Below are 12,828 nucleotides of genomic sequence, written 5' to 3'. Positions count from 1 at the left end.
ACCCTCCGATTCCCTGCCAACAGGTCCGAGCATGTTTGAAAAGATTCTGATCGCCAACCGCGGCGAGATCGCCCTGCGGGTCCTGCGCGCCTGCCGCGAGATGGGTATCGCCACCGTCGCCGCACACTCCAGCGCCGATCGCGACCTGAAGCATGTCCGCCTGGCGGACGAATCCGTCTGCATCGGCCCCGCGGCCTCCGGCGAGAGCTACCTGAACATCCCCGCGTTGATCGCCGCGGCCGAAGTCACCGATGCCGGCGCGATCCACCCCGGCTACGGCTTCCTGTCGGAGAACGCGGACTTCGCCGAGCGGGTGGAGTCCTCCGGCTTCTCCTTCATCGGTCCGCGCGCCGAGACCATCCGCCTGATGGGCGACAAGGTCTCCGCCAAGCAGGCAATGCTGGAGGCCAACGTGCCCTGCGTACCCGGCTCCGGCGGCGCCCTGGGCGACGACCCGGACACCAACCTGGCCCTGGCGCGCGAGATCGGCTACCCGGTCATCATCAAGGCCGCCGCCGGTGGCGGCGGTCGCGGCATGCGCGTGGTGCATACCGAGGGCGCGCTGCTGAACGCGATCTCGCTGACCCGCAACGAGGCCCAGCAGGGCTTCGGCAACGACACCCTGTATATGGAGAAATACCTGGAACACCCGCGCCACGTGGAGTTCCAGATCCTGGCCGACACCCACGGCAACGCCGTATGCCTGGGCGAGCGCGACTGCTCCATGCAGCGCCGCCACCAGAAGGTAATCGAGGAGGCCCCGGCCCCCGGCATCAGCGACGAACAGCGCCAGACCATGGCGGAACGCCTGATCCGCGCCTGCCAGGACATCGGCTACCGCGGCGCCGGCACCTTCGAGTTCCTGTACGAGAACGGGGCGTTCTACTTCATCGAGATGAATACCCGCCTGCAGGTCGAACACACGGTCACCGAGCAGGTCACCGGCATCGACCTGGTGCGCGAGCAGATCCGCATCGCCGCCGGCGAACCGCTGGGCTACACCCAGGACGATGTGCACATCAGCGGCCATGCGATCGAGTGCCGCATCAATGCCGAAGACCCCGGCACCTTCATGCCCAGCCCCGGGACTATCCAGCAGTACCACGCCCCGGGCGGGCCGGGCATCCGCATGGATACCCACATCTACAACGGGTACGCCGTGCCGCCCTACTACGACTCGATGATCGGCAAGCTGATCGCCCACGGGAACAGCCGCGAGATCGCGCTGGCCCGCATGCGCGGGGCCCTGGGCGAGATCGTGGTAGACGGCATCCAGACCAACGTCGCCCTGCATCACGACCTGATGATCGACGCCAATTTCCAGCGCGGCGAGACCGACATCCACTACCTCGAGAAGAAGCTGAAGGCACAGGCCTGAGCCCTTTCCGCAACCACCAGAGCCTGACGCCATGAGCCTTGCCGAACTCGAATGCCAGATCAGCCCGGAACAGGCCGAGCCGCTGGAAGACACGCTTTTTGAACTCGGCGCGGTCAGCGTCGAGCTGTTCGACGCCGCCGACGAGCCGCTGTTCGAACCCCCACTGGGCACCCACCCACTGTGGTCCACTGTGCGCCTGAAGGCGGTATTCCCGGACACCACCCAGGCGGACCTCGCCGCCGCCGCGCTGGAGCGCCAGGCACAGGCCCCCGAGGCGATCCAGGTCCAGCCCATCGAAGACCAGGACTGGGTGCGCGCCGGCCTCGACGGCCTCGGCGCCATTCACTGCGGCAGTTCGCTGTGGATCGTGCCGTCCTGGGAGGACGAGCCGGCCATCGAGGAGGGCACCTTCGTGCGCCTGGACCCCGGCCTCGCCTTCGGCACCGGCAACCACCCGACCACCGCGATGTGCCTGGCCGCGCTGGCCCAGCAGCCGCCGCGGGATCAGGAGGTGCTGGACTACGGCTGTGGCTCCGGCATCCTCGCCATCGCGGCCCTGAAGCTGGGCGCCCGGCATGCGCTGGGCATCGACATCGACGAGCAGGCGGTGCAGGCCACGCGCAGCAATGCCGATGCCAACGCCATCCCGCCCGAGCGACTGGAAACCGGTCTGACCGACCACCCGGTCCCGACGGCGGAATACGATCTGGTGCTGGCCAACATCCTGGCCAAGCCGCTGATCGACCTGGCCCCGGAGCTCGCGCGGGCCGCGAAACCCGGCGCGCGTATCCTGCTGGCCGGTCTGCTGGAACGCCAGGCGGACGAGGTCATCGCGGCCTATTCCGATGCCTTTGACATTGGCGTCGAGGACTGCCGCGAAGGCTGGGCCCTGCTCGGCGGGCGCCGGCGCTAGGGAAACACTGATCAATGTACACACTCGCGTTGGCACCCCAGGTTTTCCGAGACAAGGCGCGTCGTGCAGCGGGTAGTGGTTCTACCCGCAAGCGGCGCAACGCAGGATCGGGGAACCTGGGGTGCCAACCCCACAAGCCATTGAAAGCAGGGGCTCGGCCGCTTTTGCGCGCGCACAGCGTTGCGGCTCCCTTGTGCAGAATGACTGCACGGCAGTCACCGCGCCTTGTTCGCACGCAAAAGCGACTCGAGCGCGAATGTGTACATTGATCAGTGTTTCCCTAGGAACACGCCAACCCATGGGCATCGTCGCGCCGGTACCGTCCTTCTCGCTCGACCGGACGCAGCTACGGCCATCCGGACGCTGACATGCTCGCCCGCTGCCCGCAATGCGGCGTCACCCACGCCCTCGCCCGCGGGTCCAAGATCCGCCAGCGGCGGGTGCACTGCACCCACTGCGGCGCCGAGTTCGATCTGTTCCCGGCCCTCGAGATCGGCGGCGCCGGCGAACGCGTCCTGGGGGAGGGGCTCCTTCCCGCGCAGCCCGCTCGCACCCGCGCGATCGAGAGTGCGCCGGTCATCGCCACCGCCATCGACATCGAACGCCACCCGGGCCCTCTGGACCTGGCCGCCCCCGCCCGACGCCGTGTCTGGCCGGGGCTGTTCGTGGCCGCCGGCCTGAGCGTTCTGCTGGGCGCGCAACTGCTGGCCTTCCCGCCCGTGGCACCGGGTCATAACCATTACCTGGACCAGACTCGCGCCCAGCTGTGCGCCACCCTCCCCTGCCCGGTCTGGAACCCGCTGCGCGCGCCCGAGCGCATCCGGGTATCGACACCGGACTTCTTCGCCAGTATCGATGGCACATTGCACGTCCAGTTCCAGCTGGAAAGCCCGGTGCGGCAGGCCTGGCCCGTCCTCGACATCCATCTGAGCGACCAGCTGGACACGCGCCATGGCGCTCTGCGCCTGACCCCGAACGACTACACCGACGCGGACGCCCCGATGCCCCCCCACAAACCCGCCACCCTGCGCCTGAGCCTCGCCAGCCCCCATGCCCGCATCACGGGCATCCAGATCCAGCCCCGCTGACCTATGCCCGACACCCCGGACCCGCAACTCGTTCAAGGGCAGCACGGATTCATGCACACCCCGGGGGCGCGAGCACGCTGACCACCGGCGGCGGGCGCCTCGAGGTGCTAGACTCCCCGGCTTCCCCGATTCAATCGTCAGCCCCAGATGCAGCTCGGAATCCATCACTTCGCGGACCCCGTCGTGTTCCTGGCCCCCATGGCCGGCGTGAGCGATCGCCCGTTCCGGTTGCTGGCCCGCCGCCTGGGCGCCAGCGCGGCGGTATCCGAGATGGTCACCTCCAACACCCGGCTGTGGGCCAGCGACAAGAGCCGCCACCGGCTGGACCACCGTCAGGAGCCGCGCCCGCGCATCGTCCAGCTGCTGGGCAACGAACCCGAGCCGCTGGCCGAGGCGGCGCGGGAGAACGTGCGCCGGGGCGCCGACGTGATCGACCTGAACCTGGGCTGCCCCGCGAAGAAGGTCTGCAGCAAGGCCGCGGGATCGGCCCTGCTGGGCGAGCCGGAGCGGGTGCGCGAACTGCTCCAGGCGCTCACGGAGGCCGTCACCGTGCCGGTCACGCTGAAGATGCGCCTGGGCCTGGACCGCGAGCGAATGAACGGCGAAGAGATCGCATCCATTGCCGAGGCCTGCGGCATCGCGATGCTGACCGTGCACGGACGCACCCGGGCCGATGCCTACCGCGGGCAGGCGGACCATACCGCGATCGCGCGCATCGTCCGGTCGGTCTCCATCCCGGTGCTCGCCAATGGCGACATCACGGACCCGGACACGGCGATGCGGGTACTGGATACCACCGGCGCGGCCGGGGTGATGATCGGACGCGCCGCCCAGGGCCGGCCCTGGCTTCCGGGTCAGATCCGCGCCGCGCTGGCCGGCGAAGCGATCCCGCCGGCACCGGCCCTGGCCGCGCGCCTGGCCCTGATCGAGGAACACGTCACCGGCCTGCACGCCCAGTACGGCGAACCGCAGGGTGTGCGTATCGCGCGCAAGCACCTGGGCTGGTATCTTCTTGGTCTGGGTCTCGACGAGGCCCGCACCCGGGCGGCCCGGGCTGACCTTCTCGCCGCCCCCACGGCCAGCGAACAACTGCGGCGCCTGCGCGCCCACCTGACGGGAATCGCAAGCGAGGCTGCATGAGCGTGAACATGCCACTCGAACAGGACCCGGACGTCCAGGAAGCATCGGTTGCGGCCACACTCCCGTCCGACTGTGTGCTGGCGGACTCGGTCCGGCGAGCGCTGGATCAGTATTTCGAGACCCTGGACGGGCAAAGCAGCCACGACCTTTACGCACTGGTCATGAACGAGGTGGAGCGCCCCCTGCTGGCCAGTGTGCTGGAGCGCTGCGGGGGCAACCAGAGCCGCGCCGCCGCCCTGCTCGGGCTCAACCGCGCCACCCTGCGCAAGAAGCTGCGCGCCCACGGGCTGGTGGAGGCCAACGGGAACGGCAACGGGAACGGCGCCGCGACCTGACGTTCGGTTCTGGTCACAGGAAGTCAGGAAGGCCGGAAGAATGACTTCGGTTTCCGAGACGGATACCATTTACGGCCAGCTGGAAAAACCAACAGGTTACTGATGCAGGGCCTGGCCAATGATCGCCCCGAAATGCGCGGCATCACCAGCCAGCCTGCAGCCAATCGCTGCTTTCCCCTTCCAATCTTCCCGTCTTCCTGTAGACCGCCCTTCTCGGTGTCCCCTGTGTCCTCAGTGGTTCAATCAGCCCGCCGCTAGTCCTTCCAGGCGAGACGGTTCAGGGCCGTCCGGTGCAATTCCGGAGTGGCCGCGGCCAGGACGTTCGCGGTCTTCAGGTCGAGCTCGCCACCGGAGAGGTTGGTGAACACGCCGCCCGCCTCGCGCACGATCACCGCCAATGCGGCGATGTCCAGGATGTTGACGTCGGACTCGATGATCAGGTCGATGCTGCCACGTGCCAGCAGGTGGTAGTGGTAGAAATCCCCGTAGCCGCGGGTGCGGTTGACCTCGGCCATAATGCCGCCCAGCGCGGTCCACCCCTCGGGGCTCTGCGCCAGGGACTTGAGGTTGCCGGTGGACAGCGAGGCGCGCCCGAGATCGACGGTCTTCTCGACCGCGATCGGGTTGCCGTTCAGGAAGGCGCCCTGGCCCTTCTCCGCCCAGGCCCGTTCGCCGAACTGGATGCCGTTGGACAGCCCCAGGATCAGCTCGCCCTTGAACATGAGCGCAATCTGGGTTGAGAAGAACGGGTAGCGCCGCACGAAGCTCTTGGTCCCGTCGATCGGGTCGATCAGCCAGACATAGTCGGAGTCCATGTCCGACTGCCCGGTCTCCTCGCCATAGAAGCCGTGGTCCGGAAAGTGCTCGCGGATCACCTGGCGGATCGCCTGTTCGCTCTCCACGTCGGCCCGGGTCACCGGGGTGTCGTCGGGTTTGGTTTCGACGTCGACACCCGCCTCGTAGTAGTGGCGGATCACCTTCTCGGCGGCATCAGCGGCGGCCTGGGCGGCCTCCATGAACGCGCTTCGCGACATGTTCGTGTCCCCTCGAAAAAAGGCCATAGCTTAACATGCGCCCTATTCGCCGCTGACCCGGGGCGACCCTGCCGCCTTCGCGGGTTGGTTGTCGCCGCCGGGTCATGCCCCGATAATGCCGCGATTCTTTCGAGGAGCCGGAACATGTCCAAGAAGCTGCCCGACGTCAGCAATATCGAACGCCTGGAGTTGTTTGGCGAGGACTACAACCCCACCGCGACCATCGAGAACGTGGACGGCCAGAGCCTGTCGCTGCAGATCTACTACCAGCTGGCGCTGGATTACGGCGGCATCGGGCCCAAGGCGGCCAACTCGGGCCTGCTGCTGTACGGCAGCCACGCCGACGACGCCCGCGCCAACCCGGGCAAGCATCCGAACATCGACCGGCTGATCGACGTCCTGAACAACGACTACTACCTGTCGGTGAAGGCCGTCCCCAAGCGCGGCAGCCAGGCCGGCTAACAACCGGGCCTAGACCCGGTTGGCGTAAAGCAGCCGCCAGCCCCTGGTCGGATGCCGATGCAGCCGGGTGCGGCTGGCGTACTCGCAATCGAGCTGGTACAGGCGGTCGTCCGGCACGCCCAGCACCCAGCCGACCAGCGCGCGTATAACCCCCGCATGCACCACCATCAGCACCCGTTCGGACTGCAGCGGCCGCAAGGCCCCATCGAAACCGGCCTCGACCCGGCGGCGAAAGGCCGTTAGCGGCTCCGCACCGGCCGGGCGCGCGTGCACCGGGTCGGCATAGAAGGCGCAGTATTCCTCCGGTCGATCCCGCTGCAGGTCGACCCGCGTACGCCCCTCCCAGTCGCCAAAACCGATCTCGCGCAGGTGCGGCTCCAGGATCAACGGAAGGTCCTGTGTGGAGGCGTAGTGCTCGGCAAACGCGCGGCAGCGCTGCATTGGCGAGCTGACCACATACTGCCACTCCTCCTCGCCCCGGACCGCCCGCTCCATCTGGCTCCAGCCGCGCGCGCTCAGCGGGTCGTCGCAGCCATGGCCGCGGTAACGCTGGCCGCCCTCCGGCTCGCCGTGACGCAGCAGGTCCACAATCATGCGCTCACCTCGTGCAGTTCCTGCCGCAGGCGCGCCCAGTCGAAATGGGGGCCCGGATCCGTCTTGCGTCCCGGGGCGATATCGCTGTGGCCGGCCAGCGCATGCGGCCCGATACCCGGCCAGCGGGCGCGGACCCAGCCAATCATTTGCGCGAGCGCGACGTACTGCGCCGGGGTAAAGGGATCCTCGTCGGTCCCCTCCAGTTCGATCCCGATGGAGAAGTCGTTGCAGCGCTCGCGTCCCTGCCACCGCGACACCCCGGCATGCCAGGCGCGCCGGGAGAACGGCACGAATTGGGTCGCAAGGCCCTCGCGGTCGATCAGCACATGGGCGGAGACCCGCAGGCCGCCGACCTCGGCAAAGTAGGGGTGGGCATCCGGATCCAGACGATTCTGGAACAGCTCGGCGACGTGCCCTCCACCGAACTCGCCCGGCGGCAGGCTGATCGCGTGCACCACGATCAGTTCCGGTTGCTGACCGGGGGGACGCTCATCCTGGTTCGGGCTGTCGAGGCGCTGCGCTGGCGGGTACCAGTCCCGGTCCGGCGTGACGGTTTCGGCGTGCGGGGATTTCACGGCGCCTCCTCGGGCGGTCGGGCCAGTACGGCCGCCAGCCCCTCGCGCAACAGGGGCAGGCGCGGCGGGGCTTCCAGGCGACCGTGATAGGCCCCCGCCTGAAACACGAACAGTGCCGGCAGATGGAAGACCTCGAACTCCCGCACCAGGGCGGTATCGGTCTCGGCATCCACCTCGAACAGCGCCGGCGCATCCCCCGCCGCCTGCCATTCCGCCAGGACCCGCCCCATGACCTTGCAGGCCCCGCAGCCCTGGCGCGTGAACAGGATGACCGCCGGCCCCGGGACATCCATCAGGTGCTGATGAAAGTCGAACTGGGTCAATATCGGGAGCGACTCCCGGCCCGCGGCGGATGCCGCGGCACGCGGTCCGTTGGTCAATGGATTACCCTCACCGCTGCTGTCTTTATGAATCGGGGATCGTGGGTTAGTTTACGCGCCCCGCTGCGAAGGAATCGACCGCCCCGGTGTCCGAACTGAATCCCCAACAACAGGCCGCCGTGACCACCACGGACCGCCCCCTGCTGGTCCTGGCCGGGGCGGGTTCCGGCAAAACCCGCGTGATCACCGAGAAGATCGCTCACCTGATCGAGCGGCGCGGCCTCGCCGCACGCCAGATCGTGGCGATCACCTTTACCAACAAGGCCGCGCGCGAGATGCGCGAACGCGTCCAGGGGCGGCTGTCGCGCGAACAGGCCCGGGGCCTGAACGTCTCCACCTTCCACACCTTCGGGCTCAACTTCCTGCGTCGCGAGCTGCAGGCGGCGGGGCTGCGCCCCGGCTTCTCCATCCTCGACCCCGGTGACTGCCGGCAACTGCTGCGCGAGATTACCTACCGCGACGATACCGGCTCCGAGGTCGACGCCCTGATTGGCCACATCAGCCGCTGGAAGAACGACCTGATGACCCCGGAAGAGGCGCTGCACGAGGCCAGCCAGATGAGCGACGCCCCGGAGGCGATCGCCGCGGCCAACCTCTACCCGCGCTACGAAGACGCCCTGCGCGCCTACAACGCAGTGGACTTCGACGACCTGATCAAGCGCCCGGTGGACTGCCTGCGCGACGACCCGGAACTGCGCAACCGCTGGCAGGACCGCATCCGCCACCTGCTGGTGGACGAATACCAGGACACCAACTCCGCGCAGTACCAGCTGGTGCGCCTGCTGATCGGCGTCAGCGACGGCCTGACGGTGGTCGGCGACGACGATCAGTCGATCTACGCCTGGCGCGGCGCGCGCCCGGAGAACCTCGCACGCCTGCAGCAGGACTTCCCGCGCCTGGAGGTGATCAAGCTGGAGCAGAACTACCGCTCCACCAACCGCATCCTGCATACCGCGAACGCGCTGATCGGCAACAACCCGCACGTGTTCGAGAAGCGCCTGTGGAGTGCGCTCGGCGAGGGCGAGAAGATCGAGGTGATCGGCTGCTCCGATGCCGACACCGAGGCCGCGCGCGTGGTCTCCGAATTGATGCGCCGGCGCTTTCGCCTGAATGCGACCTGGGGCGACTTCGCCATCCTCTACCGCAGCAACCACCAGTCCAGGCTGTTCGAGAAACTCCTGCGCGAGCAGGGCATCCCCTACCGCCTGAGCGGCGGGCAGTCGTTCTTCGAGAAGGCCGAGATCAAGGATCTGGTCGCCTACCTGCGCCTGCTCGCCAACCCGGACGACAACACCGCCTTCCTGCGCGTGGTCAACGTGCCGCGCCGCGAGATCGGCCCGGCGACCCTGGAAAAGCTCGGCCACTACGCCAACCAGCGCGGGGCCTCGCTGCTGCAGGCCGCACGCGGCGCCGGTCTGTCCGAGTACATGGATGCCCGCGCCCAGGCGCGGCTGGAGCGCTTCACCGACTGGGTGGACGGCTTCCAGCGCCGTGGCGCCGAGGAGGCACCGGACACCCTGCTGCGCGCCCTGATCGAGGACATCGACTACGAGTCCTGGCTACTGGGGAACAGCCCCAACCCCCGTGCCGCGACCCGGCGCATGGAGAACGTGCGCGAGTTCATCGACTGGGTCGGGCGCATGGGCGGCGGCAACACCAGCGCCGAATACGGCGACGACGAGGCCGACGACGAGCGGACCATGGACCTGGCCGACATCGTCAACCGCATCAGCCTGATGGACATCCTCGACCGCAACCGCGATTCCCAGGACAGTAACGAATCCGTGCAGCTCCTGACCCTGCACACCGCCAAGGGCCTGGAGTTTCCGCATGTCTGCCTGGTCGGCTTCGAGGAAGAACTGCTGCCGCACCGGGTCAGCGTCGAGGACGACTCCATCGAGGAGGAACGGCGGCTCGCCTACGTCGGCCTGACCCGCGCCCAGCAGACCCTGCTGATCACCTACGCCCAGCAACGCAGCCGTTACGGCGAGACCATCGACTGCGAACCCTCGCGCTTCCTCGACGAACTCCCCGAGGAACACCTCGACTGGCCGGACGCCAAGCCGCCGGACCCCGAGACCCAGCAACTCACCGCCCGCGCCCACCTCGCCGGCCTCAAGGCCATGCTGGAGAAGTAGCCCACCCGGGCCCTGCTTACTTCAGCAGTTTCAGGCCAACGCGGGTGATGCGGGGGCCGTCCATTTCGCGGATGACCAGGCGCATCGGGCCGAGATCGACGGCGTCGCCGACGACCGGCTCGGCCTGGAGTTCACGGCGCAGATAGGCCTCGAGGGTGTCGCCCTGGCGCTCGGGCGGGACCGGTGCGCCGTAGGCCATGCCCACCGCGCCCAGCTGGGCATCGCCATTGAGCGCGAACTCGCCGAACACGCTGCGTTCGGTGAGGCGCTCCGGCACCTCGTCCTTGGGCACGAACAGGCGGTCGAGGTCCGGCAGGTCCGCCGGCGCGACCATGATGTAGAGGTGGTCGCCGGCGTGCAGGTCCAGCAACTCGAGCGTCTCCAGCAGCTTGCCGTCACGCAGGTGAGCCACCACCCGCGCGGTGCCCGGCAGGCGGAAGTTCGACCACGCCTCGCGCACCACCGGCGTGGTCTCTGCCAGGCGATAACCAACCAGTTCCATCTCCTGCTGGCCGGGGATATCCAGCTCGGTACGCTGCACCCGCGCCGTGGTGGGTGGCAGCTCCAGGCCCAGCCAGCGCGCCGAGGGCGCGACGGTCCAGCCCTGGACCAGCAGCGAGATCAGCACCACGAAGAAGACGACATGGAAGAAGTGGCCGGCCAGTTCCAGCCCGGCCAGCAACGGGAACAGGGCGAGGATGATGGGCACCGCCCCGCGCAGGCCGACCCAGGCAATGAAGACCTGCTCGCGCCAGGGAAAGTGGAATGGATACAGGCAGATCCAGACCGCCAGCGGGCGCGCGACCAGGATGAGCACGGCCGCCACCAGCCCCGCGTCCAGCGCCACCGGCGGCAGCCCCGAGGGGGTCACCAGCATGCCCAGCATCAGGAACATGCCGATCTGCGCCAGCGAGGCGATGCCGTCGTGGAAGCGCTTGATGTTCTGCGAGGCCTCCAGCGGGCGGTTGCCCAGCAGCAGGCCGGCGAGGTACACCGCGAGGAACCCGGAGCCGCCGACCAGGCCGGTAAGCCCGAAGATGGCCAGCGCCCCGGCCATCGCGAACAGCGGATAAAGCCCGGCGGCCATGGGCACCCGGTTGATCAGGGCCAGCAGGGCCAGGCCGCCCCCGACGCCGAGCACCGCACCCAGGCCCATCTGCTGGATGAACTCGACCAGTACCACCAGACCGAACTGCTGATCGGGCATCAGCAGCAGTTCGATCAGCACGATGGTCAGGAAGATCGCCATCGGATCGTTGGAGCCGGACTCGATCTCCAGCGTGGCCCCGACGCGGCTTTTCAGCTCCAGCCCGCGCGAGCGCAGCAGGGAGAACACGGCGGCGGCATCGGTGGAGCCCACGATCGCCCCCAGCAGCAGGCCCTCCAGCCAGGACAGGCCCAGCCACCACACGGCGAACAGCCCGGTCAGACCGGAGGTCACGAGCACTCCGACGGTGGCCAGCCCCAGCGCCGGCTTCAGCCCGATCCGGAAATTGCGGGCCGGTGTGCGCATCCCGCCGTCGAACAGGATGATCGCCAGGGCGGCCGAGCCGACCAGATACGCAAGGGTGATATTCTCGAAGACCAGACCGCCCGGGCCTTCCGGGCCCAGCAGCATCCCGATCACGAGGAACACCAGCAGCAGGGGCACCCCCAGCCGCGAGGTGATCACGCTCGACAGGATGCTCCCCAGCAACACGATCGCGGCCAGGAAGATGATCTGGTTGGAGAGGTCCATGCGCCAATCATACCGGAACGCCATTGCCCCTCGAGGACGGTCACCCGACCGCAGGATGCGGGCGTTGCTGGCCGCGGCAGCCCTTGGCTTGGCGGCCGCAGGCCCGACCGCCGGCGCGGAAACCGGCGTGGATGCCCTGCACTTCGAGTTCGAGAACGACCTTTTTGCCGGCGAGGACCGCTACTACACCAACGGCGTGCGCATCGGCTGGACCCGCAGCGGGGAAAAGGTCCCCTCGTGGCTGCGAAGCGTGGCCGACTTCCTGCCCTATTTTGTGGAGCGCGAGGAGCGTGGAAGGCTGAAATCCGCCATCCACCTGGGCCAGAACATGTACACGCCGGAGGACATCGAACGCTCGCCCGCGGACCCGGACGACCGCCCCTACGCGGGCTGGCTGTACCTGAACTTCAGCCTGGCCGAGGAGCACGGCGACCGCCTGGACCGCCTGCAGGTCACCCTCGGCACCGTGGGGCCGGCCTCCCTGGCAGATCGCACCCAGAAAGAGGTCCACAGCTGGTCCAGCGCTCCGCAACCCCGGGGCTGGGACGACCAGATTGGCAACGAACCGACCCTGATGGTGGGCTACGAGCGCCAGCTACGGGGCTACACGCGGCATGCCGCGAGCGGCTGGGGCTGGGATCTGACCCCGCACTGGGGCGCAACCGTCGGCAGCCCGTTCACCTTCGCCAACGCCGGGGCGATCATGCGTGCCGGGCGCAACCTCCCGCGCGACTACGGCCCGACACGGATCAACCCCGCCCTGTCCGGGTCGCATACCTTCGAACCGACCAGCAGGGTTGGCGGCTATTTCTTCGCCGGGGTCGACACCCGCCTGATGGCCTACGACCTGTTCCTAGACGGCCCACTGTTCCGCGACGGCCCCTCGGTGGACAAGCACCCGCTGGTCGGCGAACTCACCGCCGGCGCGGTCTTTCATGTGGGGGGCGTGCGGATCGGCTACACCCACGTGTGGCGTTCGCGCGAATTCAGCGGCCAGGCCAAAGGCGCGGCCGAATTCGGGTCGCTGCATGCCACCTGGCAGTTCTGAAGCCG

General features: G+C 68.3%; 13 protein-coding genes. 8 read left to right on the top strand and 5 right to left on the bottom strand.

Annotated features, from left to right (window positions below):
• Positions 1 to 31: 31 nt before the first annotated feature.
• The 5 genes from accC to F627_RS0112610 all read left to right on the top strand — a co-directional run bounded on the left by accC (position 32) and on the right by F627_RS0112610 (position 4,854).
• On the top strand, positions 32 to 1,378 hold the full coding sequence (gene accC, locus F627_RS0112630; RefSeq protein WP_017942601.1) for an acetyl-CoA carboxylase biotin carboxylase subunit: 1,347 nt from the start codon (positions 32 to 34) through the stop codon (positions 1,376 to 1,378).
• Between the two features lie 31 nt (positions 1,379 to 1,409).
• Positions 1,410 to 2,291 carry a 50S ribosomal protein L11 methyltransferase gene (gene prmA / locus F627_RS0112625; protein ID WP_018876619.1) on the top strand — a complete coding sequence of 294 codons (882 nt, stop codon included), beginning with the start codon at positions 1,410 to 1,412 and terminating at the stop codon, positions 2,289 to 2,291.
• A 368-nt stretch (positions 2,292 to 2,659) separates the two neighbouring features.
• Complete coding sequence (locus F627_RS0112620; RefSeq protein WP_019584251.1) at positions 2,660 to 3,379, top strand: DUF3426 domain-containing protein; 720 nt, start codon at positions 2,660 to 2,662, stop codon at positions 3,377 to 3,379.
• Positions 3,380 to 3,526: 147 nt separating this feature from the next.
• Positions 3,527 to 4,519 carry a tRNA dihydrouridine synthase DusB gene (gene dusB / locus F627_RS0112615; protein ID WP_019584250.1) on the top strand — a complete coding sequence of 331 codons (993 nt, stop codon included), beginning with the start codon at positions 3,527 to 3,529 and terminating at the stop codon, positions 4,517 to 4,519.
• The gene (locus F627_RS0112610; protein WP_018158446.1) at positions 4,516 to 4,854 is read left to right on the top strand and encodes a helix-turn-helix domain-containing protein; all 339 of its coding nucleotides are present in this window, start codon (positions 4,516 to 4,518) and stop codon (positions 4,852 to 4,854) included. The genes dusB and F627_RS0112610 overlap by 4 nt, the downstream gene beginning before the upstream one ends.
• A gap of 254 nt (positions 4,855 to 5,108) precedes the next feature.
• Here the strand turns inward: F627_RS0112610 and F627_RS0112605 are convergent, their stop codons facing one another.
• The gene (locus F627_RS0112605; protein ID WP_018879683.1) at positions 5,109 to 5,870 is read right to left on the bottom strand and encodes an inositol monophosphatase family protein; all 762 of its coding nucleotides are present in this window, start codon (positions 5,868 to 5,870) and stop codon (positions 5,109 to 5,111) included.
• Between the two features lie 162 nt (positions 5,871 to 6,032).
• Here F627_RS0112605 and F627_RS0112600 point away from each other — a divergent pair, with 162 nt between their 5' ends.
• Complete coding sequence (locus tag F627_RS0112600; RefSeq protein ID WP_017942594.1) at positions 6,033 to 6,350, top strand: DUF2322 family protein; 318 nt, start codon at positions 6,033 to 6,035, stop codon at positions 6,348 to 6,350.
• A 9-nt stretch (positions 6,351 to 6,359) separates the two neighbouring features.
• Here F627_RS0112600 and F627_RS0112595 read toward each other — a convergent pair whose 3' ends face one another.
• Genes F627_RS0112595 through F627_RS0112585 form a run of 3 tightly spaced genes read right to left on the bottom strand, consistent with a single transcriptional unit; the run spans position 6,360 to position 7,842 of the window.
• Entirely contained in the window at positions 6,360 to 6,944 is a 585-nt protein-coding gene (locus tag F627_RS0112595; protein WP_018879684.1) for a histidine phosphatase family protein, read from the bottom strand.
• A complete protein-coding gene (gene ampD / locus F627_RS0112590) occupies positions 6,941 to 7,519 on the bottom strand; it encodes a 1,6-anhydro-N-acetylmuramyl-L-alanine amidase AmpD (RefSeq protein ID WP_019584249.1) in 579 nt (192 codons plus the stop codon). The genes F627_RS0112595 and ampD overlap by 4 nt, the downstream gene beginning before the upstream one ends.
• Complete coding sequence (locus F627_RS0112585) at positions 7,516 to 7,842, bottom strand: thioredoxin family protein (RefSeq protein ID WP_018878620.1); 327 nt, start codon at positions 7,840 to 7,842, stop codon at positions 7,516 to 7,518. Before F627_RS0112585 ends, ampD begins: the two co-directional genes overlap by 4 nt.
• Before the next feature lie 143 nt (positions 7,843 to 7,985).
• Here F627_RS0112585 and F627_RS0112580 point away from each other — a divergent pair, with 143 nt between their 5' ends.
• Positions 7,986 to 10,037, top strand: coding sequence for a UvrD-helicase domain-containing protein (locus tag F627_RS0112580; protein ID WP_019584248.1), 2,052 nt, complete (start codon positions 7,986 to 7,988; stop codon positions 10,035 to 10,037).
• A 16-nt stretch (positions 10,038 to 10,053) separates the two neighbouring features.
• Here F627_RS0112580 and F627_RS0112575 read toward each other — a convergent pair whose 3' ends face one another.
• Complete coding sequence (locus tag F627_RS0112575) at positions 10,054 to 11,775, bottom strand: potassium/proton antiporter (protein ID WP_026280333.1); 1,722 nt, start codon at positions 11,773 to 11,775, stop codon at positions 10,054 to 10,056.
• Between the two features lie 55 nt (positions 11,776 to 11,830).
• Here F627_RS0112575 and F627_RS0112570 point away from each other — a divergent pair, with 55 nt between their 5' ends.
• On the top strand, positions 11,831 to 12,823 hold the full coding sequence (locus F627_RS0112570; RefSeq protein ID WP_051074886.1) for a lipid A deacylase LpxR family protein: 993 nt from the start codon (positions 11,831 to 11,833) through the stop codon (positions 12,821 to 12,823).
• Positions 12,824 to 12,828: the final 5 nt, after the last annotated feature.

It is taken from the genome of Thioalkalivibrio sp. ALE16 (assembly GCF_000381305.1).
GTDB lineage: Bacteria > Pseudomonadota > Gammaproteobacteria > Ectothiorhodospirales > Ectothiorhodospiraceae > Thioalkalivibrio.
This window is presented reverse-complemented; position numbering and strand designations above follow the sequence as displayed.